At 61.1% G+C, this 25,967-nt stretch carries 38 protein-coding genes and 1 pseudogene; 11 read left to right on the top strand and 28 right to left on the bottom strand.

Features of this window, described 5'->3' with window-relative positions; genetic code table 11:
• Window positions 1–20 precede the first annotated feature (20 nt).
• The 4 genes from DOM54_RS16140 to DOM54_RS16125 are packed head-to-tail and all read right to left on the bottom strand — an operon-like array spanning window position 21 to window position 1,143.
• Window positions 21–407: a hypothetical protein gene (locus DOM54_RS16140; protein WP_110717326.1), complete on the bottom strand. Its 387-nt coding sequence runs from the start codon at window positions 405–407 to the stop codon at window positions 21–23.
• Window positions 408–451: 44 nt separating this feature from the next.
• Window positions 452–697 (bottom strand): ogr/Delta-like zinc finger family protein, encoded by a 246-nt coding sequence (locus tag DOM54_RS16135; RefSeq protein WP_110717325.1) that lies wholly within the window; start codon window positions 695–697, stop codon window positions 452–454.
• Window positions 694–882 carry a hypothetical protein gene (locus DOM54_RS16130; RefSeq protein ID WP_110717324.1) on the bottom strand — a complete coding sequence of 63 codons (189 nt, stop codon included), beginning with the start codon at window positions 880–882 and terminating at the stop codon, window positions 694–696. Before DOM54_RS16130 ends, DOM54_RS16135 begins: the two co-directional genes overlap by 4 nt.
• Before the next feature lie 51 nt (window positions 883–933).
• Complete coding sequence (locus tag DOM54_RS16125) at window positions 934–1,143, bottom strand: hypothetical protein (protein ID WP_110717323.1); 210 nt, start codon at window positions 1,141–1,143, stop codon at window positions 934–936.
• Between the two features lie 358 nt (window positions 1,144–1,501).
• Between DOM54_RS16125 and DOM54_RS20620 the strand changes: the two are divergent.
• The 6 genes and pseudogenes from DOM54_RS20620 to DOM54_RS16100 form a co-directional block, all read left to right on the top strand.
• Window positions 1,502–1,645 (top strand): annotated as a pseudogene (locus DOM54_RS20620) (helix-turn-helix domain-containing protein); the annotation flags it as partial.
• Between the two features lie 117 nt (window positions 1,646–1,762).
• Window positions 1,763–2,167, top strand: coding sequence for a S24 family peptidase (locus tag DOM54_RS20460; RefSeq protein ID WP_240613938.1), 405 nt, complete (start codon window positions 1,763–1,765; stop codon window positions 2,165–2,167).
• Between the two features lie 105 nt (window positions 2,168–2,272).
• Window positions 2,273–2,620: a hypothetical protein gene (locus tag DOM54_RS16115; protein WP_110717321.1), complete on the top strand. Its 348-nt coding sequence runs from the start codon at window positions 2,273–2,275 to the stop codon at window positions 2,618–2,620.
• A 9-nt stretch (window positions 2,621–2,629) separates the two neighbouring features.
• The gene (locus DOM54_RS16110) at window positions 2,630–2,968 is read left to right on the top strand and encodes a hypothetical protein (protein WP_110717320.1); all 339 of its coding nucleotides are present in this window, start codon (window positions 2,630–2,632) and stop codon (window positions 2,966–2,968) included.
• A 333-nt stretch (window positions 2,969–3,301) separates the two neighbouring features.
• Complete coding sequence (locus tag DOM54_RS20100) at window positions 3,302–5,329, top strand: hypothetical protein (protein ID WP_162619901.1); 2,028 nt, start codon at window positions 3,302–3,304, stop codon at window positions 5,327–5,329.
• 153 nt (window positions 5,330–5,482) lie between these two features.
• A complete protein-coding gene (locus tag DOM54_RS16100; RefSeq protein WP_110717318.1) occupies window positions 5,483–5,746 on the top strand; it encodes an SOS response-associated peptidase family protein in 264 nt (87 codons plus the stop codon).
• Here the strand turns inward: DOM54_RS16100 and DOM54_RS16095 are convergent.
• Entirely contained in the window at window positions 5,743–6,231 is a 489-nt protein-coding gene (locus tag DOM54_RS16095) for a hypothetical protein (protein WP_110717317.1), read from the bottom strand. The two genes, DOM54_RS16100 and DOM54_RS16095, sit on opposite strands and share 4 nt — an antisense overlap.
• A 26-nt stretch (window positions 6,232–6,257) precedes the next feature.
• On the bottom strand, window positions 6,258–6,773 hold the full coding sequence (locus DOM54_RS16090; RefSeq protein WP_110717316.1) for an ImmA/IrrE family metallo-endopeptidase: 516 nt from the start codon (window positions 6,771–6,773) through the stop codon (window positions 6,258–6,260).
• A gap of 414 nt (window positions 6,774–7,187) precedes the next feature.
• On the opposite strand from DOM54_RS16090, the gene DOM54_RS16085 reads away from it, so the two are divergent.
• From DOM54_RS16085 to DOM54_RS16065, 5 genes are all read left to right on the top strand, one after another.
• Window positions 7,188–7,538, top strand: a complete 351-nt coding sequence (locus DOM54_RS16085; protein ID WP_110717315.1) for a LexA family transcriptional regulator — start codon at window positions 7,188–7,190, stop codon at window positions 7,536–7,538.
• A 42-nt stretch (window positions 7,539–7,580) separates the two neighbouring features.
• Entirely contained in the window at window positions 7,581–8,018 is a 438-nt protein-coding gene (locus tag DOM54_RS16080) for a very short patch repair endonuclease (RefSeq protein WP_110717314.1), read from the top strand.
• Window positions 8,002–9,219 (top strand): DNA cytosine methyltransferase, encoded by a 1,218-nt coding sequence (locus tag DOM54_RS16075; RefSeq protein WP_240613936.1) that lies wholly within the window; start codon window positions 8,002–8,004, stop codon window positions 9,217–9,219. The genes DOM54_RS16080 and DOM54_RS16075 overlap by 17 nt, the downstream gene beginning before the upstream one ends.
• Entirely contained in the window at window positions 9,216–9,854 is a 639-nt protein-coding gene (locus DOM54_RS16070; RefSeq protein ID WP_110717313.1) for an Eco29kI family restriction endonuclease, read from the top strand. The genes DOM54_RS16075 and DOM54_RS16070 overlap by 4 nt, the downstream gene beginning before the upstream one ends.
• Window positions 9,855–9,943: 89 nt before the next feature.
• Window positions 9,944–10,648, top strand: a complete 705-nt coding sequence (locus DOM54_RS16065; RefSeq protein WP_110717312.1) for a hypothetical protein — start codon at window positions 9,944–9,946, stop codon at window positions 10,646–10,648.
• On the opposite strand, the gene DOM54_RS16060 is transcribed toward DOM54_RS16065, so the two are convergent.
• From DOM54_RS16060 to DOM54_RS15960, 22 genes are all read right to left on the bottom strand, one after another.
• Window positions 10,625–11,623 (bottom strand): phage late control D family protein, encoded by a 999-nt coding sequence (locus DOM54_RS16060; RefSeq protein ID WP_110717311.1) that lies wholly within the window; start codon window positions 11,621–11,623, stop codon window positions 10,625–10,627. The two genes, DOM54_RS16065 and DOM54_RS16060, sit on opposite strands and share 24 nt — an antisense overlap.
• Window positions 11,620–12,063: a phage tail protein gene (locus DOM54_RS16055; protein WP_110717310.1), complete on the bottom strand. Its 444-nt coding sequence runs from the start codon at window positions 12,061–12,063 to the stop codon at window positions 11,620–11,622. Before DOM54_RS16055 ends, DOM54_RS16060 begins: the two co-directional genes overlap by 4 nt.
• An 11-nt stretch (window positions 12,064–12,074) precedes the next feature.
• Window positions 12,075–14,879 (bottom strand): phage tail tape measure protein, encoded by a 2,805-nt coding sequence (locus DOM54_RS16050; RefSeq protein WP_110717309.1) that lies wholly within the window; start codon window positions 14,877–14,879, stop codon window positions 12,075–12,077.
• Between the two features lie 11 nt (window positions 14,880–14,890).
• Window positions 14,891–15,022 (bottom strand): GpE family phage tail protein, encoded by a 132-nt coding sequence (locus DOM54_RS16045; protein WP_110717308.1) that lies wholly within the window; start codon window positions 15,020–15,022, stop codon window positions 14,891–14,893.
• 26 nt (window positions 15,023–15,048) lie between these two features.
• On the bottom strand, window positions 15,049–15,390 hold the full coding sequence (locus tag DOM54_RS16040) for a phage tail assembly protein (RefSeq protein WP_110717307.1): 342 nt from the start codon (window positions 15,388–15,390) through the stop codon (window positions 15,049–15,051).
• A 58-nt stretch (window positions 15,391–15,448) separates the two neighbouring features.
• Window positions 15,449–15,961, bottom strand: coding sequence for a phage major tail tube protein (locus DOM54_RS16035; protein ID WP_110717306.1), 513 nt, complete (start codon window positions 15,959–15,961; stop codon window positions 15,449–15,451).
• A gap of 36 nt (window positions 15,962–15,997) precedes the next feature.
• Window positions 15,998–17,167 (bottom strand): phage tail sheath protein, encoded by a 1,170-nt coding sequence (locus DOM54_RS16030; RefSeq protein WP_110717305.1) that lies wholly within the window; start codon window positions 17,165–17,167, stop codon window positions 15,998–16,000.
• 175 nt (window positions 17,168–17,342) lie between these two features.
• Window positions 17,343–17,675 carry a hypothetical protein gene (locus DOM54_RS16025; protein ID WP_110717304.1) on the bottom strand — a complete coding sequence of 111 codons (333 nt, stop codon included), beginning with the start codon at window positions 17,673–17,675 and terminating at the stop codon, window positions 17,343–17,345.
• Window positions 17,672–18,259: a DUF4376 domain-containing protein gene (locus DOM54_RS16020; RefSeq protein WP_110717303.1), complete on the bottom strand. Its 588-nt coding sequence runs from the start codon at window positions 18,257–18,259 to the stop codon at window positions 17,672–17,674. The genes DOM54_RS16025 and DOM54_RS16020 overlap by 4 nt, the downstream gene beginning before the upstream one ends.
• Window positions 18,256–20,277, bottom strand: coding sequence for a gp53-like domain-containing protein (locus tag DOM54_RS16015; RefSeq protein ID WP_110717302.1), 2,022 nt, complete (start codon window positions 20,275–20,277; stop codon window positions 18,256–18,258). Before DOM54_RS16015 ends, DOM54_RS16020 begins: the two co-directional genes overlap by 4 nt.
• 9 nt (window positions 20,278–20,286) lie before the next feature.
• A complete protein-coding gene (locus tag DOM54_RS16010) occupies window positions 20,287–20,850 on the bottom strand; it encodes a phage tail protein I (RefSeq protein WP_110717301.1) in 564 nt (187 codons plus the stop codon).
• Window positions 20,843–21,742 (bottom strand): baseplate assembly protein, encoded by a 900-nt coding sequence (locus DOM54_RS16005; protein ID WP_110717300.1) that lies wholly within the window; start codon window positions 21,740–21,742, stop codon window positions 20,843–20,845. The genes DOM54_RS16010 and DOM54_RS16005 overlap by 8 nt, the downstream gene beginning before the upstream one ends.
• Complete coding sequence (locus tag DOM54_RS16000; RefSeq protein ID WP_110717299.1) at window positions 21,739–22,089, bottom strand: GPW/gp25 family protein; 351 nt, start codon at window positions 22,087–22,089, stop codon at window positions 21,739–21,741. Before DOM54_RS16000 ends, DOM54_RS16005 begins: the two co-directional genes overlap by 4 nt.
• Window positions 22,089–22,730, bottom strand: a complete 642-nt coding sequence (locus tag DOM54_RS15995) for a phage baseplate assembly protein V (RefSeq protein WP_110717298.1) — start codon at window positions 22,728–22,730, stop codon at window positions 22,089–22,091. Before DOM54_RS15995 ends, DOM54_RS16000 begins: the two co-directional genes overlap by 1 nt.
• A 72-nt stretch (window positions 22,731–22,802) precedes the next feature.
• Complete coding sequence (locus tag DOM54_RS15990; RefSeq protein ID WP_162619900.1) at window positions 22,803–23,474, bottom strand: phage virion morphogenesis protein; 672 nt, start codon at window positions 23,472–23,474, stop codon at window positions 22,803–22,805.
• Complete coding sequence (locus DOM54_RS15985) at window positions 23,471–23,953, bottom strand: phage tail protein (RefSeq protein WP_110717296.1); 483 nt, start codon at window positions 23,951–23,953, stop codon at window positions 23,471–23,473. The genes DOM54_RS15990 and DOM54_RS15985 overlap by 4 nt, the downstream gene beginning before the upstream one ends.
• A complete protein-coding gene (gene lysC / locus DOM54_RS20615) occupies window positions 23,937–24,149 on the bottom strand; it encodes an Rz1-like lysis system protein LysC (protein ID WP_420852765.1) in 213 nt (70 codons plus the stop codon). Before lysC ends, DOM54_RS15985 begins: the two co-directional genes overlap by 17 nt.
• Window positions 24,049–24,417 (bottom strand): hypothetical protein, encoded by a 369-nt coding sequence (locus tag DOM54_RS15980; protein ID WP_110717295.1) that lies wholly within the window; start codon window positions 24,415–24,417, stop codon window positions 24,049–24,051. Before DOM54_RS15980 ends, lysC begins: the two co-directional genes overlap by 101 nt.
• Complete coding sequence (locus tag DOM54_RS15975; protein WP_110717294.1) at window positions 24,414–24,914, bottom strand: lysozyme; 501 nt, start codon at window positions 24,912–24,914, stop codon at window positions 24,414–24,416. Before DOM54_RS15975 ends, DOM54_RS15980 begins: the two co-directional genes overlap by 4 nt.
• Window positions 24,911–25,207 carry a hypothetical protein gene (locus DOM54_RS15970; RefSeq protein ID WP_110717293.1) on the bottom strand — a complete coding sequence of 99 codons (297 nt, stop codon included), beginning with the start codon at window positions 25,205–25,207 and terminating at the stop codon, window positions 24,911–24,913. Before DOM54_RS15970 ends, DOM54_RS15975 begins: the two co-directional genes overlap by 4 nt.
• A gap of 4 nt (window positions 25,208–25,211) precedes the next feature.
• Complete coding sequence (locus DOM54_RS15965) at window positions 25,212–25,424, bottom strand: tail protein X (protein WP_110717292.1); 213 nt, start codon at window positions 25,422–25,424, stop codon at window positions 25,212–25,214.
• Entirely contained in the window at window positions 25,424–25,897 is a 474-nt protein-coding gene (locus DOM54_RS15960) for a head completion/stabilization protein (protein WP_110717291.1), read from the bottom strand. The genes DOM54_RS15965 and DOM54_RS15960 overlap by 1 nt, the downstream gene beginning before the upstream one ends.
• Between the last annotated feature and the right edge of the window lie 70 nt (window positions 25,898–25,967).

Here is a 25,967-nt window from a genome sequence, read left to right as displayed (position 1 = left end):
TCCGAATGGGGGCGTGGGGGTTACTGCAGGGGGCGGCTGCGAACGACGCGAAGCGCACCCCGGTCTCGGGCTTGCTCTCGGGTGGCGAGCAGGTCGCCAACGGTGAACGAGATCGGTAGGCCGCCGGCGGTACGCAGCACGACGACATGCTCGGTGCTGGATTCGAGATCTAGCCACGCGACATGATTGAGCGATTCCAGCTCGGCACTGGCGTGAATCGCGGCGAGCTCCGCTTTCGCTTCCGGCATGGCGTGCTCGCTCATCAGAAAATGGGTGCAGTTCTCGAGCGCCTCGCGGCGGTTCAGCCCCCGGCAATAGCGCAGGAGATAACCGGTCGCGGCGTTTTTCGGGTCGAGTTGGGGTAGCTGCCGGGCCCGGGGGCCGGCGGAGAGCGTTGTGATGGTCATGGTGTCGTTCCTGAGATGAGCCCTTTGGGGCGTTGCGTTAGCGGTCAGCCGTTCAGCGCGGCCAGTTGCTCCATACAGGCGCGGCGATGGCCGGGCTCCATGGGGATGCGAATGTCTGTATTCGGGTCGCGGCTCAGCGTCAGCGTCTTGGCGAACTCGACATAGATCTTGCCGCCCCAGCCGCAGGCCGGATTGATGCACTGCGCGTAGACCTCGTAGAGCGTCGGCGACGGGCGCTTGCTGGTGCGGGTGATCGACGCTTCGCCGCAGTGCGGGCAACAGATCCTCACCGAGAACCTCCTTGAATTGGGTAAAGTGCGCGGCCTCGGCCGGTGAGCTCGAAGCCACCCCTTCGCAAACGCCGCTTCACGAGGAGTTCCGCTGCTTGATCGCGGGTTTCCAGGCCCTCCTGCTGGCGCACCCGTTCGAGCGTCTCTTCCTGGAACTCATGAATGTCGAAGGTCTGCTGCGGCATGGGGGCGTCTCGTTTTGCACGGTGGATGTGGTGCCGGATGTGGTGCTTGGGTCAGCCTGCTTTTGCCCTGATACTGCCCACACCGGTATCCCGGACGTCGCCGATACCGAGAAGCTCGGCCGCTTCCTTCATCATCATCGAGCGCATCACCTCGGCTCGGGAGAGACCGTAGAGGTTGGCGAACGACTGGATGACATCGACCTCGTACTGATCGAGATAGACGGTGACGCGTTGACGAACACGCTTCGGGTCCTGGTACATGGCGACGATTCCTTGTGCGGGTCAGGAGACGGCTTTGATATGTTCTTTCTGGTACAACTCCAAACCGCGCAGAGTCAGGAGCCGGACAGTCGCTGCAAGGGAGCGGCTTTCGGACGTTGCCACTTCTTTGAGCTGATCCCTTTCTTGTGGAGTGATCTGGGTCATGACTTGGCAGCTACAACCGTTGGGTGATCGCGTTACCGGTGAGTGCACGTTCATGTGTTAATCTCCTTTGTGGAGTTGTGTGCAACTGTGGAGCTCGCACCGAGCCAGATGCTGGAACGTTCCTTTGTGCACGTTTGTGCATTAACGAGAAACCTAATGCTCGTACGAGCATTTGTCAAAGGAAGAATGCAAGATGGTGCACATTCATGAGCGCCTAAAACATGAGAGGCTGCGAATTTCTCTTTCTCAAGAGGAGTTTGCGCGCGCTTGTGGTGTGTCCAAACGTGCACAGGCAAGTTACGAAAGTGGCGAGCGTAGCCCTAGAGCTGAGTATCTAGAGGCTGCATCTTCCGTTGGGGTGGACGTCCAATACGTGCTGACTGGGATTCGCGCCGGCGGTGAGTCCGCATCAGCCATCCCCTTTGCTCCGTCACGGGCTTCGGCTGGAACTGGCGTGCCTCTCTACGATGTTGAGGGCGCCGCTGGAGCTGGGCGGTCGCTTGAGAACGAAAGCGTTGTCGGCACCTTCACGATCGACTTCGAGACGCTGACTCAAATGGGTCTCGTTGGTGCCCGCCTCGCCGGCATTCGCGTTCGCGGGGACTCCATGGAGCCGACGCTGTTCGACGACGACTGGGTGTTCATTGACCTCAACGACACCAATTTCGCCCAGGCCGGGGTGTTCCTGGTATGGGTGAGCGGCGAGCTGCGCATCAAGCGTCTGCAGCGCCTGGCCGGCGGCGCGATGCTGCTAATCAGCGACAACAGCTACTACGAGAAAGAGATGATCGCCCCGGACAGGATGCAGGAGGTCCACGTGATGGGCCGCGTGCGGACGCGGATGGGGGAGATTGCTTGATTTAGAAATACCAAGGATCTGCCGATAACTAGGAGTCATAGACTCCATATTCAAACGGCAAAAGAAGTGGCCGATAGAGCCACGCCATTACGCAAGGGAAATCAAATGTCTGACGTTACCACCTCCGCCGATGCGACCAAGTCGGCTCCCGTCAAAGCTGTCTGGGCGCTTCTGATCGTTGCTTGGATCTGCTTTCTCTTACCCGTTCCAGGTATTGGCCTGTTCGTGGGCTGCCCATTGAATTTCGTCGCATTCATCGTGGCGATCGTGGTCATCACGCGCGGGCGTACTGGCATGGGGATTACCCAACTGATCGTCAGCCTGGTCGTCTCGCCGATCATCTACTTCATCGGCTTGGCAATCTTCGGTGCTGCGATGAACAGTGGTCAGCAGGAAAAGGAATCTTTCGATTACGGCCAGGTTCCGCCGGCCTACGTCCAAAGCATTGCATGAGGTGATTCCATGAAGCGCCTCATTCTACCTGGGTTGTTATGCCTTTCGTTGGTCGTGGGCGCGGCCAACGCTGATTCAATCCCTCGCTACGATGTGGAGAGCCACTGCACGGAGGTGGCGAGTATTACGGGGGATCTCAGCAATTCGCTTTACAACAGCTGCATTCAGATGGAGCAGTCTTCCTACGACCACCTGAAAGGCGCGTGGTCATCGATTCCTGCCAACATCCGTGGCGGTTGCGATGATGTGGCCACCGTCGGTGGCTCTGGTAGCTATAGTTTGCTCGAGAGCTGTGTCCAGATGGAAAGTCAGGCGGCCAGCAACAAGAAGTCGTTCAGCTTTGATTGAGAAGATACGCCCATACCCTGTATGGGCTTTCTCGTACGACCAAAGAGGGTGCAGTGCGTCGCCAGCGGCACGTGGATACTGATCAGTGACAATCCGGCCTACGAGCGGAAGCTGGTGCAGCCGGAGGAAGTGGAAATCATCAGGCAGGCATGGCGGAAGGTGGGAAGGCTTTTATAATAATAAATAAGACGCTTGGCTCGACACATGGGTATTATTAGTTACACGCAATCTAGCAACACATGTGGCACGAGGTGCTATGGCCTGTGAGGGCAGGATATTTCTTCGAAATATTAATATTTTTTTATGGGTGCACCTGGCAGGTTTTGAGAGAAAATGACTAAGCGTAAACTTAAAAAGTTCAAAAAAATCTCGACATCAGAAAATCTTCAGGAGTCAGTAAAGCTATGTGGCGAGGTGCTTCGGGAGTTAAGTTTAGACAGTTTTGTAGACGTGGTTTTACGAAATGAAAATCTAGTTGTGCAAGATGGTGATTTTGAAAAAACATCATGGGTTAAATCTTTTATTGATGGTTTAAATCATGAGATAAAAGTCAACCATCCTGAATCCTATGTTGACGCATGCAAAAAAATTAGCATTATTCCTATAATTAACGCCTACTTTTTGCACCTCTTCAACTGGCGCGCAGATACTCTGGCCGTCAAGGAGATGACTGCTGTCGAGCTTGTTTCTGCATCATTAGTCAGAGCGGCGGAAGATTATTTGGCCATCGGTAGGAAGGCAAGACACATCCTAGAAGAGAATTCTGTGTCGAATGTTATCGACATGAATTCAGCGCATTTAATTGAAGATAGTCTAGGTAATAAGGTGCATCCTGACTCTGCAATGTCTGTAGTTTTTGGATCTGTGTTTCTTGTGCTAAAGAGCACAGGGTTTATCGAACAATTGAAGAGGGGTAGTGCTTTTGACTTTGGAGTGTTTAAGAGCCCTGATGAAAATCAGGTCGTAAAAATAAGCGCGCTAAATTTAAATGCAATGACCTGGAAAGCCTTTGATACGATGCAAAAAGATATTAGGCATTGTGGTCGTGCATGGAATTATTCAGATAGCAATCAAAAAGTGCCTGACGAGTTCAAGGAGCATGTCAGAGAGCATTTAGATATTGAAAGTCCAACAGTGTTGAGATATTACGAAGTCAGTGCGGAACATAGAGTGCGTCAGCTCGCGAATGAAGTTTATTTCACTACTTATGAGCACCTGTCAGCAACAAAACGGGGGGGCGATCAAGGTCTCCTCAATAGACTTTCCAGCAGGTATGTCACTGAGAGGGTGCTTTCTCTGTCTTTAGATGATGAAAAGAACAAGTGTTTAGGGTTGACCCTAGAACAATGGTTAGAGGGCTACGCAACGCTACAGGATTTCATCAGAGAAAACTATGTTGAGGAAGAGGCTTTATCACTGCTACCTATCAAAGACAAGGATTTTTTCAAGAGATTACTTGTTGAAAGGGGCTTGCCTTCAGGTATTGCAAAGATGTTTCTAGAAAATATTACCTTTGGGGTGACTTCCATTGATTTATACGACACTCCATTAATAAAGTTTGGAGATCAATATATGCTTTATGGCCCCTCCTTAAAGGAGGCCCTTTTGCACGAATTGGTCATCTCTAATGTCGGTAGAAATAAAGAAAAGTTATCAGCTAAAGGTGAGGCACTGGAAAATAGGTTGTTCAGGCTGTTTAGTGAATCAGGCTTTCAACCGAAAAAGATAAAAGAAAATCGGCGAGGCGAAGAATACCAGTTTGATCTTGCTGTAAAGTGGGGCGCGCATCTTTTTGTGTTTGAATGTAAAAACAGGGCAATACCCAGAAGTCCCATCACATCAAGAAATATGTCAGATGATTATCAAGAACATGTTATTCAAATTCAAAGGCTTTGTTCAGGATTGGAAAAGCATCCTGAAATACTGGAAAAGTATTTTGGTTCCAATCATGGTATAACAAAGATTGTTCCATGCTTGGTCAATGGGTTGCCGTTATCGTTTGACAAACAGCTTGGGGGTGTATACGTCACCGATATATCTTCAGTTTCGCGGTTTTTTACAGATAACGAAATTACGCTACATTTGGGTTCGCAGCAGAGAGTTATTTATCGCCAATGGGTTTGCGGCAAGCCTTGCGTTGGAGATTTTATGTTTCTTTTGAATAATCCGTTTAGTTTGAGATTGAAGATGCAAAATCTTTCTTCGCATATTGAGCATGTATATATTGCCGAAGGGGTTTTTGTTAGGGCTAAAGAGATTTTCTATGATGAAAAAGGGACGCAAGACGTAATACGATTTTTTAACGAGCTGGACGATTATAGGAAGGCCCTCATTGCCGAAGGTGAGTATTATTTGCAGTGATCCATTAGCATTGTTGCCAATGTCATATGTAGTCTTAGCTTTCCGATTGATTTTTGAAGCTTGCTTTATCTTAAGAACCCCAGCCATTTCTTTATGCAACTCACGGTAGAAAATGTTGCTGATCCTCTTCTATGAAAACACCGATTTGATCTCATCAATTGCACTGACGGCAAGCGGGTCGTCGCGATACTGACCGAACCCGCTCGCGGTTCAGCGGTGGACGTTCACGACCGGATGCCGCTAATTCTCACCAATGAAAGCATCGAGCCCTGGCTCGATCCGGCGCTCACCGATCGCGACACCATCCGGCGCTTCGTGCGCCACGTGCCGGCGGAGGCGTTTACGCATTGGGCCGTCTCAACCCGCGTTAACAAGCCGGGCGAGGGGGATGATGAGGGGTTGGCGAATCCGGCCTAGGATCCGCCGCCTTTTAGCTCCCGGAGAATACCGGCGATGCTCCGCGCGATTCGCTCGATCAGGTTGGCGTCGTCCGAGTCGTCGTTCGTCGAGTTCACATAGGAGGTGATGAAGCGGGTGCAGGTGATGAGCGTGACCAATCCGAGCAGAGAGAAGAAGAACGCGGGCATCATCGGGACGACGAAAGGCAATAGCCCATCCAGCCCTGGCGCTGGTTGCCCACCTCGGTGACCAACCAGTTGAAGGTGCTTGAGATAGAGGTGAAAAAATCGCCATGCAAAGCACGTGGCGATCCCAAAAAATATCGCAATGAAAATGCCCATGCCAATGACGGAAACGAGCGCCATTCGGCGCCCATCCCTTCTTCGCTTGAGAACTTCCGCGTCGATGCCTTGGCGCGTTGGGGCGCCATCGTATGAGTCGTCGCCCGCCGGGTCTCGCTTGCCCGGCTCCGCGCTGTCACTGGCTTCAAAGTCTACAGACATGGGTCAACTATCAGCCAATGGCCGGGTTAGAGCAAGCCAAGGTTCTGCAGGCGATATCGAATGGCGGTTGGCGAGACACCAAATATCTCGGCCAATTTGGAAATGTTAGTGACCTTGTTCGCCATCTGGATCACGTAGTCCTTGGGCATCAGCAGCTCGGCCGCGAAGGCGTTGGCATCAACCTCATCCCAATCACCGGCGGGCGCGTTGAACGTCGTATCGCGTTTAGGGCTTTTACCCGGTACCACATGACCCATGAGCACGTGCCCGAGCTCGTGAGCCTTGGTGAACTGCTGCCGATAGGATGCTTCGCGGCTGTTATACGTGCAGCGATAGTAGTCCCCGCCGGGTGCCATAACATACTCGGCTTGCCCGCTGTGGGGCCCGAGCGAAGGGTCGCCTTCCATGATGATGGCAAGACGAGAGTCGCCATTGGTGACTTGCAGGCTCCGTGCGATGGCAGTCGGGTCGATGGGCAGCTTGCCATCCCACGCTATATCGAGCGCTTTCTGTGCTGTCCGAATCGCGGTTTCAGTCGTCATGCTGAACCCTCCCCTATACCAACAGAACACCGCCTTCACGTGAGCTCGGGCGGTGTGTTCACCCGCCGAGATTCGTGCCTCACGGGTTAAAAATTCAACTTTTCGTTGAAACGAATCATGGCGGTTGTCACGTTTTGTGTCAATTACACCAATTTGAAGCTAACGGTAGATAGGGCCTGTTTCAGGGCTTTTGGCATCCTTTTCAATTCCATCCCGTTTCGCGCGTTTCTTCGTATCACGTCGATCGTTCCGAAACGCCAAGCTGTATCGCGAGGCTCGGCCCAGTCACCAACCAGCGTCGCCTAGCGCGGTAGTCTTTCTTTTTTTGCATTGCTGTATGAATATACAGTAATGATGGTAAGCGAGCCACCAAGGTTCGCGAGGTAACGATAAGTCGGATACGTGGGGAGCGTCATGCAGGTGCAATACCTAGGGCCGGTGATGATGGGGCTGGGGCATCCAGCGTTGGCGGGCTACGACCTGGGGAGCTTCCCGCCGAGTTGCTTCGCCGTGGAGCTGAAGGAGGGCGCCGGCTTCGATGGCCCGCTGATCGAGGGCGACGTGCTGATCGCGGATGAAGGTCGGATGATCGGCAACGAGGATCTCACCGTCGCGAAGGTAGAGGGGGAGCACCTGCTGGCGAGAGCCTGGCGCATCGGCGGCCGGGTGCGGCTGATACCGCTGCAGGGGCGGGAGTCTCTCTTCGCGCGGGAGGAGATGCTGCTGGGCGTGGTGGTGAGTCAGGCGCGGCGGTATGTGGCTTGACCCAGTGCTAGCCTGTTAGGACTTGCCACGGTACAGGCCAACATGACCGATACTCTGACTCCCAGCGAGCGCAGCGAACGTATGTCCCGCGTGCGGGGCAAGGATACCAAACCGGAGATGCGGCTACGGCGAATGGTGCATGCCATGGGGTTTCGCTACCGGTTGCATGCCAAGTACCTGCCCGGCAAGCCGGACCTGGTGTTCCCCTCGCGGCGGGCCGTGGTGTTCATGCATGGTTGTTTCTGGCATCGTCACGAAGGCTGCAAGCTGGCCCGCATGCCCAAGAGCCGGGTATCCTTCTGGCGCGAGAAATTGGAGGCTAACCGGCAGCGCGATCGGCGCAACCAGCTTCGCCTCCAGGAGATGGGTTGGCGAGTGTTGATCGTTTGGGAATGCCAGCTATCCACCCCGGAAGACACGGCGCGGCGCGTGCGTGATTTCCTCAACGAAGCGGAAGTAGATCATGATGAAATCGGTTGAGCTCTTCGCGGGCGCCGGAGGCCTGGCAATGGGGGTATCCCTGGCGGGCTTCGAGTCCTTGGCCGTGGTCGAGTGGGACCGTTGGGCTTGCGATACCATTCGCGAGAACAGTAACAACGGCTTTCCCCTCGTCCAGGGTTGGCCTCTCTGGTCGGGCGACGTGCGGGAGTTCGATTGGTCGGGCGTGCCGGAGGATATCGACCTTCTTGCCGGTGGGCCGCCTTGCCAGCCCTTCTCCATGGGTGGACGGCACAAGGCTTTCGGGGATTCCCGCGATATGTTCCCGGCCACGGTCGACGTCGTGCGCCGGTTGAAGCCCAAGGCATTCATCATCGAGAACGTGAAGGGGCTGACACGCTCGAGCTTCGCGAACTACTACCAGTACATCTTGCTTCAGCTCGAGTTCCCCGAGGTGGCACGCCGCGAGGGCGAGACGTGGGCCGATCACCTGAAGCGCCTGCAGGAAGAGAAGACCTCCGGGGCGCAACATTTCAACGGGCTAACCTACAACGTGGTGCCCACACTGGTGAACGCCGCCGATTATGGCGTGCCCCAGAAGCGCGAGCGTGTCTTCATCGTTGGTTTTCGCGCCGATCTGGGCGCGGAGTGGTCGTTCCCCACGCCGACGCACTCGCAGGATGCGCTTCTTCACTCCCAATGGGTGACGGGCGAGTACTGGGGCCGGCACGGAATCTCGCTGAAAAAACGGCCGGCGCGCCCGGCGCGTTCCGAGTCCCGCATTCGCAAGTTGTCGGATAGCTTCATCCCGCTGGATCGTAAGCCCTGGAGGACCGTTCGCGACGCACTTCAGGACGTGCCCGATCCGCGCAAGCGCGGAGCCAAGAGTTTCGTGAATCACAAGTTCCAGGATGGGGCTCGTGTCTATCCTGGCCACACGGGCAGCCCGCTCGATCTGCCATCGAAGACGTTGAAAGCCGGAGATCATGGCGTGCCGGGTGGCGAGAACATGATGGTGCGAGATGATGGCAGCGTGCGCTATTTCACCGTGCGTGAGTCGGCCCGGCTGCAGACCTTCCCCGATAGCTATGTGTTTCATGGCGCGTGGGGAGAAACGATGCGCCAGCTAGGTAACGCGGTTCCCGTTGCCTTGGGGCGGGCGGTGGCTTGCTCCGTCGCGGAGCAACTCGCGCTGACTCAACTGCGGCAACTGGCGAACCAGCGTCATAGGAAGCTGGCATGACCGATAACATCATTCCGTTCAATCCCCTCGATAAAAAGCATCTGGGCGAGAGTGTCGGACAGGCCATGCTTCGTCAGCCAGTGCGTCCCCTAGGGGAGCTATCGAGGTTCAGCGGCGCTGGCGTTTACGCGATCTATTACGCTGGGGATTTCCCCGCTTACGACGAGATCGCCTCGCGCAACCGGGGCGACACCTTCAGCGCTCCGATCTACGTGGGCAAGGCCGTGCCGGAGGGGGCTCGCAAGGGCAAGCTGTCACCGGATTCGACCGAGACCCTCTATCGTCGCTTGAACGATCACAAGAAAAGCATCGCCAAGGTCGACAATCTCGACATGGGGGATTTCTTTTATCGGTTTCTGGTGGTCGACGACATCTGGATTCCATTGGGGGAGTCGTTGCTGATCGCCAAGTTTTCTCCGATTTGGAATCACCTAATCGATGGCTTTGGCAATCATGATCCTGGCAAAGGGCGTCACGCTGGCTTGCGTCCAAAATGGGATGTTTTGCACCCTGGTAGGCCGTGGGCGGATAAGTGCCAGCCTCGAATGGAGAATCAAGACCAGATTATTCGAGAAGCCCAGGATCACCTGCGGAATAACCCGCCGCCCGATGACAACTCCATGATTAGCGCGTGATTTATTCACGCGCGTCCACATCTTATCCACAATTACTTAACTCAATGTCCCTGGAAACTTGCAAGCAGCTTCTATCCGAGCTCGATCGGATGGAGATCTACCGTCCGTACAAACATCGCCAACCGTTCGAGCAGGGTGTCTCCACCTTCTCTAATTTCACTCTCGGGCTGGGTCTATTTCTGTTCTCGATTCTGGCGGGGCTGGCCGCCTATCAGGAATGGCTGGGAGAGCTCGATGCTGGCACGGTTGGTTTCGCCTTGTGGGTTGGGCTTGCAAGCATGGCGATCACAACGCTGTCCCTACTGTCGCCGTTGGTATTGTTCATTTGGTACTGTCGGCGATGGAATCACATTGTTTACAGGGACTTGGAAAACGCATTCGAACACGATTTAGACATCGTGGAGTCCATCGGGCAATTCCCCTCCGAGGTTCTCTCCTATACGAAGCTCTGGCTGCAGACACGGGTATCGAGGATGGAGCGACGCATGAGCTTTCTGTTCGGATCGAAAACCGCCGCGTTCTCGCTTCTGTTTCTCTCCCTGAACCTCGTGGATAGAGTAGGGGGCTTCAATATCTTCTCAAGAACCTTCAGCCATGAAATCACCGCGGCGAACTTCGTTGACTGGTTAGCCGTTTGGGGGCTGTCGTTTGTATTGGGTCTTTCCCTGGCCACTTTGGTCATGAGACGGCTGACGGCGAGATACAGCTACCAGGTCGAGATCATTGGCCTCGCGCTGGAGATTCAGTCGCCTGAACCCGCGAAATCAGGCTCACGACCTCATCTCGAATCGTAGCTCGCTGGAGTACCCTCCATCGCCGACATCGTGGCGCACCTCGACCAGTAGCCACTTAGTTTCCTCGATCTCACGCTTCCAGCCCACGCAGCGCGCCGGCGTCTCCGGGTAGATGTCCGGGCGCCCCTCGGCGAGCATGAGGCCGAATTCGGCGATACCACGTTGCAGGCGCTGCCATTCGGCCTTGGCAGCGGCGAGGGCGTCTTCCTCGCTCGCATGGATGGGCCGCAGGCGCTTGGGGTTGTCATCGGTACCGGCGATGACGTCGCGTCGCTCGCCGACGTCGGTGTCGTGCCAAGCGGCCACCACGCCCGAGTAGCTGTCGCGATCGGTCACGCTGTAGCGGTGCCGGTCGCCGTCCTGCCGGCGAATGACGATCGGTGGGATCTCGAGGCCACTGGCCGTGGTCGATTGGCCGGCACGGATGAACAGCAGGTTGCCCGCTTTCACCGTGGCGATGGCGTCATGGCGCTCGGCCAGGCGGGTCAGGAAGTTGATGTCGCTCTCGTCGGTCTGGTCGATATGCGCGATGCCGACGGTGCCGAGCTCACGCGAGATGCTGGGATTGAGCCCGTGGCGCTTGGCGAGGGTGGCCACGATGTCACCGAGCGTGGTGCGGTGCCAGCTCTGCGTGCGCTTCACCGGAAACTGCCCACGGAAGTCGGCGCTGCTGGCGCGGATGGAGAGCCGATCCGGCGCGCCGGAATGCTCGACCTCGTCGACGATGAATGTTCCCCGATCGGTGAGCGGCTCACCGACCCAGCCGATGGCGACGTGGATCTCTACGCCGCGACGGGGGAAGGCGAGCTGGCCATCATCATCGGTCAGCTCGAGGTCGAGCTGGTCGGCCTCGAGGCCACGGCGATCCGTCAGCGTGAGGCGCTGGAGCCGGCCACGAATGTGCGGGGTGATCTGCTCACCGCCGATGGCGAGGCGATAATCCGGCGTGCGGGCCGGTCGTCCGACGGCGCTCATGACAGCGTCCCGGTGGCCGCACGCAGGGCGGCGCCGGAGAGGGTGCCCAGGCGCTCGCGCTGGTCGTCGTCGATGCGTGAAAGCGATAGCGAGAACGTGATGTGCGAGGCGGCGCCGTCGCGGAAGTGGCGGGCGCTGCTCTCGTCCATCGAGTCCATGGTGTACAGCCCGTACATGCGGCCGGTGCCCTCGATCAGCGGCCACGCCGCCCCCTGTTCGCCCATGGCGCGAAGCTGATCGAGGTTCGCCTGGCCGCCGGTGAACTCGGGGTAGAGCTCGCCGGCGAGGGTGATCCTGTCGGTACCGGGGCCGAGAAACTGGATCGAGGGGCGCTTGCCGATTCGCGACAGGCTGGCGTTTCGCCATTGGGTCTGGCGCTGAAAATCCTGATAGGCGGCGGTGCCCAGCGAGAACACGAACATGCCGTAGACCATCATCATCGCGGTTTACCTCAATCGTTGTCGTAAAGATGGCGCCGTGCTCGGGCGGCTTTCTGGCGATCACGCTCGTCGAGCATCTGGCCGACCAGTCGGGCTAGATCGCGCTCGCTCATACCCTCGCTGGGGTAGACATTGAGCGTGATCGAATCGCCCTCGAGGGTGATGTTGCGTGTAGCGGTGGCCATCGGCGGCCGGCTGTCCAGGGCCACATTATGGCTGGCGTGGATCTCGGGCATCGCCGCCACCGGTAGCGCGGCGGCGCCGAAGGCAATACCGGCGCCGGCGTGGGTGACACGCCTGGCAATCTCGGCGACACGCTTCACCGGTTCGTCCCGCTTCTGGTCCAGCCCCTGGTTGAACCCCTCGACGGTATGGCCGCCGATCTCCCGGAACGCGCGGGACGGTGAGTGGATCCGGAGCAGCTCGCGCGCTTTCTGGATCGCGCCGTCGGCCATGTCGCCCGCGCGGTCGGCAACGGCGGACGCGCCGCTCTTGATGCCTTCGCCGAGACCGGCCGCCACGTCCTTGCCGGCGCTCCACATGCGCGAGGGCAGCGATTTGAGATAGGCGATCGCTTCGTCCCATTTCTCCTCGAGCTGGTCCATCAGGTCCCAGTCGCTGACCAGCTCGACGACGGCGTCGATGGCCTTGCCGGGTGCCTCCTTGAACCAGTCCCAGAGCCGGGTGATGCCCTCCCATGCCGCGCCCAGGCCGTTGACGATGGCGTCGCCCAGGGTAGCGATGCTGTCCGGCACCTCGACGCCCAGCTTGCGCAGGATGGCGATGATGCCCTTGTAGACGAGGCCGAGCGGGTTCCAGTTGAGCAGCAGGCGCATGACGGCGCCGACGCCACTGTCGAACGCGGCTTTGACGTCGCGCCAGCGATCCGCGAAGAACGCGGCGATGCCGTCCCAGTTGCGATAGATCAGATACGCGGCGCCGGCGATGGCCGTTACGGCTAGACCGATCGGGTTAAGGAGGAACGCCCGGCCGACGACAGCGAAGATGCGGCCAAGCCACTTGAGCGACCCGCCAAGTGCCTTGATGCCGCTTTTGGCGAGTTTGCCGAGCATCGACTCGGCGCCCTTGGCGCGCAGGCCGAGCATCTCGAGCGCCCAGCGCGAGGCGGCGAACGGGCCGAGTAGGGAGGCTATGACGAGTGTCAGCCCGCCGCAGATGGCGACGAGTGCCGCGATAGCGGCGGTGGCCTTGATGATCAGGGATACCAGCGCAGGGTTGTCTTTCATCCATCCCACCACGGCATCGCTGACGTCGATGATCTGGTCGCGGACGTCGCGCAGTACGCGGATCAGCTCGCCGGAGAGGGCTCGCTGCACGCGCTTCAACGCCGACATGGCGTTGTCACCGAGCGCGTCGGCCATCTCGCCCACTGTGCCGGCGACGTCGCCGAGCTCCTCACCGGTACCGGCCAGCCCCTTGAGGAACTTGGGAATCTGGTCGACGGAGAGATCCTCGATCGGAGTACCGAACAGGGCGATGGCGGTGTTGGCGCGCTTGGCCGGATCCTCGATGGCGAGAATCGCCTTCGCGGTTTGCTGCAGCGCTTGCCTCGCGGCAAGGCCGCCGCTGGCGATGGCATCGGACATGGCTTGGGCGTTCAGCCCCACCGACTCATAGGCGGACACGCTGGCTTTGCTCATGTCCGAGCCACGAATCGTGAACTCCTTCAGTGCGTCGCCGGTCTTGTCGAGGGCGAACTTGCCCTGGCCGGCCGCATCGACGAGCAGCCCCATTGCCTGCTGGCCATCGAAGCCGAGCGCGCGGAAGTTGGTACTGTACTCGTGCAGGATCTCGGGAAGCTCGTCGCGCATCTCGACGGAGACGCGCTGGAAGCCGGCGCCGAGCAGATCCATGGCGGCGTTGGCATCTTTCGCCAGACCGTTCTTCACCATGAGCTGTGCTGTCTGGACCGATTCGGCGACATCGGTACCAAACACGTCTGAGAGGGTCAGCGCGCGTTTAGTGAGATCGGTCAGGCTTTCCTGGCTGATATCGTCCAGCGGGCCGAACGCGGCGGCGACAGCGGAGACGCCCTCGGTCACCTGCTGCATGTCCGCGCCACGTCCGGCGCCATAGACCTCGGCGATGACATCCTGGTAGTCGAGCCCGAGATCGCTCGATTCGCCGAACTGTGCGGCGAGCTTCGCCCCGGACGCTTCGGCGCTGAGTGCCTGGGCGCTCAGCGCGAAGACGCCACCGCCGCCGACGCCGATCCCGGTCATGGCGGCACCGCGCATGCCGTTGGATCGGCCGATGGTGCGATGGTAGCGGTCGGTCGCTTCTGTCGCGGCCTTCTGCCGGCGTGCCACCTCCCGCAGCTCGCGTTGTTGCCGCTGGATCTGTTCGTTGGTGCGGCGGATACGGCGCTGAAGCTCGGCCTGCTGGTCGCTGTAGCTGCCGGTGACGCCCTCGACGCGGGTCATGCTCGAGCGCAGGTCGCGCAGGCGGCGTTGCTCGTCTTCGTAGCGGCGAGAGAGCGTGCGCGCCTGTTTGATGGCCTGCTGTCGCTTGCGTCCGAGCGCCTGGGTGTCGGTACCGGCTTCGTTCATCCGGCGGGAGAGATCGCGGATCTCGTCCTGTTGCCGTTTCAGCGCGCGGCCGCTTTCCTGCGACTGCTGCTTGAGTTCGCGGAACCCGCGCATGTCCTTCTGAGCGCGCTCCAGGGTCTTGAGCTGCTCGCGGTTTTCCCGCAGCGCATCGGTGGTGTGGCCGGTGCCCTGGGCGATTTTCTTGAGCGGCTTGGTCACCTTGTCGATGGCGCGGAGCATGACGTTGAGTTTCAGATCTCCGGCCATCGGCGGGCGTCCTATCGTTGCGGGGTTGTCCTGGTGGGCTCGTGGCGGAGGCGGGCGCGCTCCCGCCACTCGGTCAATTCCTCGAGCGGCATGTCGTCCATGTCGCTCGGTGTCCAATGGAACACCATGGCGAGGTCCGCCATGGCGTCATCGACACGCTCGGGGAGCGCTATTCGCTCGCTTCCTCGCGGTACTTCCGTGGCAGCAAAAAACCGGTGAGGGCCCCGCCAAGCTGGAAGAGATCCGCCGGGTCGATGCCCCGCAGTTCGGCCTCGGAGAGCGCGGGGTCGGTGATGCGCGGCAATACCTTGTTGAGCGCTGTCACTTCCATCTGCAGCACGTCGGTCAGCGAGACGCCACGCAGCGCGCCCGCCTTTGGCTTGCGCACGACGATCTCGTGAACCTGCTTGCTGCCACGCTTGAGCGGGTAATCGAGCGCGACGACGGTCTCGTTGGGGTTCTTGGCGGCTTCCTGGTCGGTGTCCGCCGCGGTGGTGGTCTTCTCGGTCATGGTGTCGCTCCAGGTTCAGGGGTAGGCCCGGCCGCTGGCCGGGCGTGGTGTCGATGAATTACAGGCCGAGCGCCCGGCGCCTCTTCTCGAGGCGATCCTCTCCGCGCACCTTGAACACGTAGCCCGGGACGTCGCGCTCGATGATCTCCTCGCCGTCGACGGTGAGCTTGTAGTAGCTGATCGTGGTGGTGACGCTGATCGTGTTGTTGTCGCCCTTGCTGGCCTCGCCCATGCCGATTGTCTTGTGACGGCCGCGAACCACGACCTCGACGGGGATGACCTCGCCGGTCTCGTCGCTTTCGTAGCTGCCGGTCATGCGCAGCATCGCGGCGTCGTGAATTGGCGAGCCGAACGAGTCGAACAGGCCATCGATGAGCAGCCCGCCGGCGGTCCACTCCATCGTCATCAGCTCCTGGCCCTGGTCAACCTCGATGGGGCCATCCATGCCGCCGCCTTCGTACTCGACCATCCGCCGCGCCAGCTCGGGCAACGTCAGCGAGGGGATCAGCCCCTGCCAGTTGTTGCCATCGCCGAAGGCGTTGAAGTCCTTCATGATCCTGGGTAGTGCCATATTCCTTTCTCCTTACGGTTCCGGTGCCAAGCCGGCTCAGGCGTCCACGCGCGACGCGAAGTCGGCGAGGTAGCGGTCGACGATGCGCTGGCACAGTGCGAGGTGTTCGAGCGGGGGGACGGGGGTGTAGTCGTAGTCGATGTACAACTTGCCGCCCTTGAGCGATTCGGCGGTATTCACTTCGGCGTCGAACCATGCCTGGCCGCCGAGCAGGTAGCCCAGGCGGGTGAGTTCGCGGAACTTGGCGTTCACGCCCTCGATGATGTCCCGGGCGAGGCTGGGGGTCATGGGCTTGTCGATGGCCCAGAGATGCGCCTCGGCCATCGTGTCCGCCAATACCTGGGCGGTGCGGGTGTAGTTCTCGAACGCGAACAGCGGATCGTCGGTGCAGGTACGCGAGCCCCAGAAGCGGAAGCCGTCGCGATTGATGAGCGTCGTCACGTCGGCCGCGTTGAGGATGCCGGCGTCGGTGTTCGGATCCTGCAGATCCCAATAGACGTCCGCGCTCAGTCCGGTGACGCCGTCCACGACCACGTTCGAGAGTGTCTTGTGCCAGCCGGTCTGCTGATCGATCTTCGCGCGCAGACCGAGGGCGCGAGCCACGGCCGGCAGGTTGCGAGTCTGTCGGGTCTCGGTGTCGAACCCGGTGAAATCGGGCCAAATGACCATCGCCTCGCGCGCGCCGAAGGCCTGGCGGTACATCGACGCTTCTTCGACGCTGGCGCACCGGTAGGCAGAGACGTAGGCGAAGGCACGGAGCTTCTGGGCGACGCTGATCAGTTCGGCGGCGACGTCCTGGTCGTCCAGCTCGGGCACGCCGAGGATGCGCGGCTTGACGCCAAAGCGGGCCTGCGCGGCCAGCAGCGCCTGAATGCCGGTCTTGCGGCCGGATTCGTTCACGCCGCCAATGATGTTGGCCTTGGTCTCGTCGGCGTCAGCGCCCTCGGCCACGCGGACGACGACCATGACCGGCGTTGTCTGGTCGAAGATGGCATCGAGCGAGCGGGCGAGGGTGCCGGATGTGCCAGCCTTGCCGAGCGCGGTGGTGCCGTTGGAGATGAGGACCGGGGTATCGAGCGGGAAGGTCTCGGCGTCGGCATCGTCGGCGGTGGCGACCAGCCCGATGACCGACGTCGACACGACACGAATGGTGCGCGTCCCCTCGTTGATCTCGGTGACTGACGTGCCGTGATGGTAATCGGCCATGGGCGGCTCCTGGGCGGTTGGTGATTCTGTGCATGCGTGCGGCCATGCTTGCGCGGCGTGTGGCAGAGCTCTAGCGGCGGGCGTTGTAGATCGGTGATCTACAACGCCCGGACGAGCTGGCACGAAAAAGCCCGCCGGGTGGCGGGCTTCTCTCGATGGCTGGACTTCGGCCGGCCTATGTCAGAAATGCACCGATTCCGAGCTGTATGGCGTAGAGCAGCAGCAGGCAGACCAGCGCCGGGGTGACCCAGTCGAGCATCGAATCCCGCGTCCAACCGCGGGCGACTCCCTCCCACCACCTGACGGGCAGCTTCTTTCCCCAACGCCAGCCACGCGCGACGCCGAGGCGGTACTCGTGAGAGGTGCATTCGCGGGCGAGAAACCAAACTACGGGAATCGCGAAGGCAATCAGCGCCGCGCCCGGGACATCGAGAAGGGCGAGGATTGCCCAGGCGACCAGCATCATGACGGCGCCGATCAGTGCGTGTTCGAAGTGGGTACGGTTCATGCGATTTCCTCGGTGGTGGTGTCGGTGGTCCAGGTGATGGTCTCGATCGCTTGCCGATCGCCTGCCGTTTCTGCGGCGCTGACGGCGTCCTTCAGCGCCCATGACTTGGCCAGCATCGCTTGCTTGAACGATTTGGCGGCGTCGGTGAGTGCGATCATCTGCTCCGGCGTGAGCGCGTGGACGGTGTTCGACCTGGCGCGAAGCGACATGACGGCACCGGTCTCACCGGCGGCGCGCAGGTCGCGGGCCTCGATCGCCAGGCCGAGCAGGTTCGCTTCATCCTGGTCGGGGCGGGTCTGGATCACGTCCTCGGTGCCGTCGGGCAGGGTGTAGGGCATGCCGGCGTTGAGTTCGGCTGCCAGGGCTCTTTCGATCTCGGCCCGTGCCCCTGATGCGAGTTCAGCGATGGAAATCACTCTTTCGGTCAACTCCGGCTCGCCGGCGTCGTTGATGACGATGACCTCACCACGTGCCAGGCCCTCGACCAGCGACCAGTGGACGTCGTCGCTGATCGCGATAGCGTCATCCGGCCTGTTGTGGTCTTCGAAGAAGCCGTGTTCATGTGGGGAGAAGTAGACGCTCATCGGCCAATGGCCCTCCAAAAGAATCCGGGTACGGAAGAGTCGGACGTTTCACTCTGACGCGATGCATAGGCAGTAAATCCTGTCCGCGAAGGAGAGTCGTTGACGCCGAGAATGACGTCGACATTGGGATTGACCACCGGAGTGATCGACACGTTGTAGCAGGCCGAGTCGAAGGAGTAGGGGAACGTCACACTGGTCGGGCTGCCTTCGCTGGTATTGGTCGTGACATAGCCCCACATTTCGGTATCACCATTGGGCAATCGTCGCCGGCCACCGGATTTACCGCCTTGCGACGTCACATCACCCTCATGCCATACTCGACGGCCTGACGCCTCGATCCAGCCCGGCCCCAGCTTGACGCGGGGGGTGTCCTTGCCTGGCTCCTGATCGGCATAGAACGACAGCGTGTTGTCGCCCTCGTCGTAGACGATGCCATCCCAGTTGGTGGAACCTCCCGAGCCCAGTCGGATCTTGCTAGAGCCAACGACGAGTTCACCGGTTGCGACCGTCTCGCCAGCGCCGTTGATGTAAAGCGCCCGGCTGTTGTTCCCCCACAGTTCGATAACGCCATCGGACGACTGTCGAATTCCCGAATCGTTATCGCCCAGCGCGATCCCTTTACCATTCCAGAACGACTTGGTGGTATCGACGCCTGTCCCGACAGAGAAACCATCCACCGCCCTGACATAATCGGGCGCGAATTCCATCACGATGTGAGAATTTTTCGAGTCGCGAACGTAGGCGTTGCCGCCGCTCTCGGAAAACTCCCAATTGGGCAGCATGAAGCCCTCGCCAAAGCCTTCGTCGTTGATCGTGACCTTATTGGCGTTGACGATATTGCTGTTATGCATGTTCAGCTCTGAGCCGAATGACACGCCGCCACTGACTTCGAGCGTTCCCGCCTTGGCTTTTCCCTTAACCGTCAGGTCGCCATTGTCATAGAACCGGTCTCCGGCGGCCTCGATGTAGCCAGGTCCCAGCAGGACGCGGGGCGTATCTCTCCCCACTTCTTGATCGGCGTAGAACGCCAGAGTGTTGTCGCCCTCGTTGTATACGATGCCATCCCAGTTGGTGTCGCTGCCCGAGCCCATCCGGATCGAAGGGTTGGAAGTGTTCGAGCGGTAGAAGACGTCGAGCTCTTGGCCGTCGAGCTTGTCGGCATCGAGCCCGCCGCCCGAGCCTTCATTACGCAACGCGGCCGAGCCGAGCGCCGCCATGGCGGCCTGGACGGTTTTCGGGTTGCCGAGCGTCGATAGCGTGCCGAGCGAGATGCGGTCGGCGGCGTGGGCGCCGGTCTCGGTGCGATGCTGATCCAGCGCGGCCTTGTCCGCCGCGGGGGTGATGGCGCGGGTGTTGTCCGTGCCTTCCTTCGCCTCGGCGACGGTGGCGAGTTCGACCATGCCCTGGTTGTTGGTATTGGCAGCGGGGTGGTCACGGCTGGCTGCGTGATCGGTGAGCTGCTTTACCGTGGCGTAGGCGGCGAGCACTCTGTCGATGAACGCTTTCAGGGTGCGCGGGACGACGGCGCGAAGCCGGTCGGTGCCGGCGTCGACTTCCTCCTGCGTGGCGAGTTCGAGCACGCCTTTGACGGTGGTGGTGGCCGGGGGATTGAGAAAGGCGGCATCGCCGAAGGTGATCGAGGAGACGTCGAGCGACTCGACTACCAGGTCGGTGGCGAGCAGCAGCGTGGCCGGGGCGGCTTTCTCGATGATCCAGTCCGATTGGGAGTAGACCGCGAACAGCACGCCGGCATCGGTGAACAGGCCGATCTCGCCGACCTGGTAGGCATCACTGGTCTCATCCTGAACGGTGACGTGAAGCGTATCGTCGGAGACCGCCTGGCCGGCGATGGTGTCCACGCGCTTGATCGGCGATTGTAGCTCGGTCTGGTCCTTCGTCGGCGCGTAACGCCCGGATCCCAGCCCGACCTCGGCGATGACCACGGCGTTGGTGCCGTTGTTGTCGGGGTCGACCAGCGCGGCACGGCCGGCGTCGGTGATGGTGAAGACAATGGCCATGGGGATCCTCTATTCAGCGGTGGCCGATATGCGGCGGTAAATGAACGGGCGCGCGGCACCGGCGATACCGATCCCGCCGGAAGCGCGCAATCCAGCGGTGAAGGTGAAGTGCGAGCGGACCGGCTTGGTGCGGCTTATCTCGTCGACGATGTCCTGTTGAAACTCGGCGTTATTGGGAACGCCCGTGCCGAGCGTCAGCACCACATCGAAGGTGTGAGGCTCGCCCTTGTCGGCTTTTTGCCACCACTCGCGTAGCGCCAGGCTGCCACCGAAGGAACGGACCACATCGCGAACGGATTTCGCGGTGCCCTTACGGCGCTGGATCTCGATTGTGTCGCGGATCCGCTGGCGCTTGATGCGCTCCGGCCAATACGGTTGCCACGAATCCAGCGACAATGCCCAGGCGAGCCAGGGCAGCAGGTCGGCGGGACAGGTATCCGGGTTCCAGAGCGAGCGCAGCGGTACCGGCAGGTCGCTGGCCGTCGCCGTAGTCGCCTCGAGGGCGCGCTCGGCGGTGGTGGCGTTGGGTGGCAGTAGGCTGACGGCGCGGCCTCGGGTGCCTGAATCACTCATCGAGACCCCCGTCGGTCAGATCGATGGCGGTGCAGTAGGTCGCTTGGGTGCGATCGACAACGATGCTCGCCGCAGGCTCGGCGATCTCGACCCGCTGGACACCGGGCTGGTGCAGTGCGGCGTAGAGGCCGGACATCGTCACGTCGAGCCCGAGACGGTGCTGCTGCTCGGTGTATTCGGCGGCCCGATCGCGCGCCTGGCGCATGACGACTTCGCGATCCGGCCCGGCGTAGAAGTAGAGCGTCGCATCGATGCGGTACTCGATGATCTGGGCGGTTTGCACGGTGACGTGGTCGGTCAGCGGTCGAACATCCTCGGCGGATAGCGCTCTGTTGACGACCTCGAGCAGTGACGCCGGGGCGTTGCCGTTGTCATTGCGCGATAGCACCGTCACGACAACTTCACCGGGCGATGGGCTGGTCGCGCTGGCATCCAGCACGGCGCCATCCGCCGATAGCGCGTGGAACACGTAGGCGCCCTCGGGGCCGGCGGTGCTGAAACCCTCCAGCGATAGCTGAATCCTTCGGCGAAAGTCGGCGTCGGTCTCGTAGGTGGCCGGCACCGGTGGGATGGCGTCGGGATCACCTTCGCTCAGCATCTGGCGCTCTACGCCGTAGAGGGCGCCGAGGTGGTCGAGATCCGAGCCGATGGCGTAGGCCAGCATGACGCCCTTGGCGGCCTCGTTGATGCGCTGGCGCAGCAGCATTTCGCGGTACGCGGCGACCTGGAGCACCTTGTAGGCCGGGTCGGATTCGACGGTGACGTCAAAGCTGGGATCGCGCTCGCGCAGGTCGGCGAGCATCGATTCGAAGATCGCCTCGAACTCGATTTCCTCAACGACTGCCGGTGCCGGCAGGCGCGAGAGGTCGACCGCCGTGAAGCCGCCGCTCATGCCTCACCCCCGTTCAGTGGTAGGGCGAGCGCGACATCGTTGTCGTCCTCGGTGACGCCCTGGACTTCGACGGCGACGCGGCCGGGGGATTCGACGTCGATGATTTGCCGCACGCCGGTCACGCGTAAGCGTGGCTCCCAGCGGATGATCGCCATGACGGCGGCGCTGTAGACCCGCAGCATCAAGGCGTCGTTGAGCGGCTGATCGATGAGGTCGGGAATCAGCGAGCCGTATTCGCGGCGCATCACGCGGGAGCCGATCGGCGTCGTCAGGATATCGGCGATGGATTGGCGGATGTGCTCGACGCCATCGAGCGCCGCCCCGGTGGTGCGGTTCATGCCGGGCATCACACCACCTCGCCGGATTCGTCGCCGCCGCGCTGAATGCGGTCGTGTTTGTGGTGGGAGCTGATGTCGCGGCCGTTGCTAGTGACGGCGCCCTTGAAGTGGACCGCGCCTGACATCGTCGCGGTCTGCCCGCTGGGCTGACTGAGGTTGCCGTTCAACGTGACGTTGCCGTTGATGACGACGTTGGCGTTGATCGTCGCGCCGCCGGCCGCGGTCGCGGTGAGCGAGGCGTCGGTGTTCACGACAACATCGCCCTTGGTCTTGATGGACGCCGTGCCGGGAAGCGTCGCCTGTAGGTGGTTCGCGCCGTGGTCGTAACGGATGACCGCGCCGTCGGGGAGCTCGAGCATCGTCACGTTCGGGTCAAGGCTCGGCGGGGGCGTGGCCAGGGTATTCAGCGACATGAGCACGGAGGCGGCGCGCAGCTCGCCACCGGGCGCGAGTAGCACGACCTGCTCGCCCAGGCTGGGCGGGTTCCATGTACGGGTCTGGCCGGCGCGCTGTTCCTGCCAGCGGATCCAGTCGGTAAGGGCGTCACCGGAGCGGACTCGCACGCGCACGGCCCCGTGATCGATCTCGGCGATGGTGCCGTATCGGATCAGGTTGTTGATCAGGCGGAGTAGTTCGGCGGCGTTGTTCATGCCGCCATGCTTACGTGACGCTCTCCAGAGCTCTAGCGACGCGCGTTGTAGATCGGGAATCTACAACGCCGCCTAGTCTTCGAGGTTCGCGCCGAGGTGGCGAACGATCATGTCGTGAATCATCTCGACGTCATCGGGCGTGGTGCCGAGCAATTTACGCTCGGGATAGTCGTACTCGAGATGAGCGTTGACCGGGGCGCGCTTGCCCTCCTGGTGGATGCGGGCGATATGGGCGATTCGCCCCTCGTAGCCGATCGAGACGCCATGCGCCGTTGGCTTCATCTTGAGATAGCGCGCGGTGCGCAGCTTCTCGAACATCGCCTCGCTGGACTGGCGTTTGCCGGTTTTCTCGCGGGGATCTGCGACCGGGGTGAGATCGATTTCGAGCACGCGGACGACGCGGCGCTTCTTGAACGTGCGCAGGGCGCCGGCGTGGCGCTGGTCGAATCCGAAATAGGTCTCGGGGGTGGAGAACCAGTTCACGATCTCGCGCTCTTCGGCGTCATGCCCCGGCTTTTCGTAGAGGAAGCGCAGCCGCTTGCGCGCGTGCCGGCGCTTCTTCCTGCCGACGCGGGCTGGGTAGGGCGTGCCGTCCGGATTCTTCTGCTGCCGGATCCGTTGCTGTTGACGCTTGTGCAGTGCGGTGCCGATCTCGCGGGCGAGCTTCTTGCGCTCGGCGGGCTCGAGCCTGGCGAGCAGCGGTTCGACCCACTCTTCGAGCTGGGTCAGGGCATCATCGCTCACGTGCCGCCCCACTCGGCGGCGAGATGGTAGTCGCCCGCCGGATCGTCGCGTGTGAACAGTTGCCAGCGGTCGGTCGGGCAGTCGTCCGCCGGATACTCGGGCATTCGGTGCTCGCTACGAATTTCGCCGGCGTCGCAGTCGACCAGGGCGACGACCCGCTCGGTCAGCTCGACGCTGAAAATGACGTCGATGTCGGTGTTCGAGTGGATCTCGAGCGTGAAGCGCAGCGCCTGCTCGGGGTCGATGTCCGGCTGGTAGCGGGCGAGCCATTGGAGCAGCGGCAACACGACGGGGTCGAGATCGCCACCACAGCCGATGACGATGACCTCGGCGGTCACTCGATACTCGTGGGAGAGGTTCGCCCCCTTGTGAAACTTGATGGCGCCATCGGGGACATAGGTGCGCAGGCGATTCGGATCGCTGGCGAGCCCGGGGACGCTATCGAACAGGTGCTGGCGCAGGCTAGTGAGTTTTCGCATCGAGGGCGTCCACGAGTCCGTTATGTCGGGTGGCGCAGCCGTGGTAGAGGCTCGCCCAGGATTGCATCGTCAGCACGACGTCGCCGCCGGTGCCGTCAGTCAGCGGTGGCAGGGTGGCCGGGCATTTGCGCAGGAGGTTCTGTTGATTCGGCGGTTCTGCCGGCGGCGGCGTCGTTGAGCAGGCGGATAGCGTCATCGCCAAGACAGACACGACGATAAATCGGTTTCTGAATCTCACGGATCACTCCCCGGTCGATGATGCGTTCGTTGGCGTCGAGTTCGGCAAGCCGGCTTTCGACGACGCCGGCGATGTCGGCCTCGCGAGCCATGGCGGCATCAGCGACCAGCCGCGCGGCGCGTTCCTCGGTGAGCCGCTGGGCGTCTTCGAACCAGCCCCGAGAGATCCACCCGCCACCGGCGGCGATGGTGAGGCCGACTACAACGGCCAGCGCGCGGCCGTTCATTCCAGCCCCGCAAGGCAGAGCTCGCGCTCGGCGGCGCGCCGTTTGACGAGACCGGCGAGCTTCTTGCCTTGGGCATAGACCCAGCGAGAGAGCTGATCGCAGGCAGCGTGCGTCTGGCCGGCATTCAGCCGCGCCAGCAGAGTCGATTGATGGAACGCGCCCGGGCCTACGTTGAAGATGAAGGAGGCGAGCGCCGCTCGCCGGGTCGGCGGCATCGTGGCGTTGATCTCCGGCGACACCTCTCGGTCGATCGTGTCGAACGCCGCTCCAAGATCGCCGGCGAGCAGGGTATCGCACTCTTCGGCGGTCTTAGTCTGGTGGATCTCGACGGTCGGTCCCGTGTGCCCGGTGCAGATCGTTGGGATGCCGACGGGGTCGGGATAAGATTCCAGCTCCGTCCCTTCGTAGTGTTTGACGACGCCGATGGAGATCGACAACGCCAGGCCGCAGGCGCCACCGATGGCACCGCCGCCGATCCAGCGTCCGAGGTTCTTCATGATCGGCCTCCGCGGATTCGCTCCCACCAGTGGCGGAATTTTTCGAGGTACTTGGGCACGATCAGCCCGATCTGCAGGGCGAGATACGCCAGGGTGAGCACGGTGATCCAGTCGCTGGGCGTCATGCCGCCGGCGTGGAGCAGCGAGACGACGGCCGGCGGCGTGGTCTTGATCGCTTCGGTCGTGATGTTCAGTTGCTGGGCCATGGTCGTCCCTGCGTGGGCAATGAGTAGGGTGATCAGCACGATCATCGGATCGGGCCGGGGGTTGTCGCTGTTGAGTCGAATTCGCATGGCGTCAGCTCCAGAGCTGGACGGTGTCGGTGCGCGCCTGGCGCCTGGCTAGTTCGGGCATGGCGACCGGCGTCCCCTGCGGCAGGATCGGCCCAAATTCGGCGAGACCGGGGTTGAGCTCGAGCACCTGCTCGGTCACGCCGGCGGTCTTGCCGTGAACGCGCTGGCAGATCGCGTCGACGGTGTCGCCCTGGCGCGCGTAAACGATGCGAGCCACTAGATCAGCTCCACCGTGGTGTGGGTCTCGCCCAGGATCTCGGCGACGGCCCAGCGCGAGTTGCGGCGATAGTCGTCGGCGGCTTCGTTCTCCACCTCGCCGATCTCCTCGCCGGATCGGGTCGCGCTGTAGTCCCGGTACGCTTCGAGGAGACTGGCGTGGGCACTGGCATAGACGGCCTGGCGATAGAGCGCGGTCGTGTCGCCGGGCATCTGCCAGGGCTCGCTCGGGACGGCATCCGCCTCGTTGACGCCGGCATCGCGCTGGCGAGCCTGAAACGCGGCGAGCTGGCGATTGATGTCGCGCATGGCGACGCCGAGCGCCTGGACGACGCGCCCCTCGGTGATGGTCGTTTCGATGCGATGGCGGTCGCGGAAATCGCCCGGCTCGATGTCGGGCCAGAATCCGTTGTTCGGGACCGGTGGGGCGGGCCGGTGCTGGCTTTCACTTCCGCCGTGGGCGACTAGGGACATGGGCGATCCATTGAATTAGAGGGAGGTGGATCGGGGATCGACGATATGGGGCACGTGGCCTGGATCTCCC

This window comes from Salinicola acroporae (assembly GCF_003206615.1).
Classification (GTDB): domain Bacteria; phylum Pseudomonadota; class Gammaproteobacteria; order Pseudomonadales; family Halomonadaceae; genus Salinicola; species Salinicola acroporae.
This window is presented reverse-complemented; position numbering and strand designations above follow the sequence as displayed.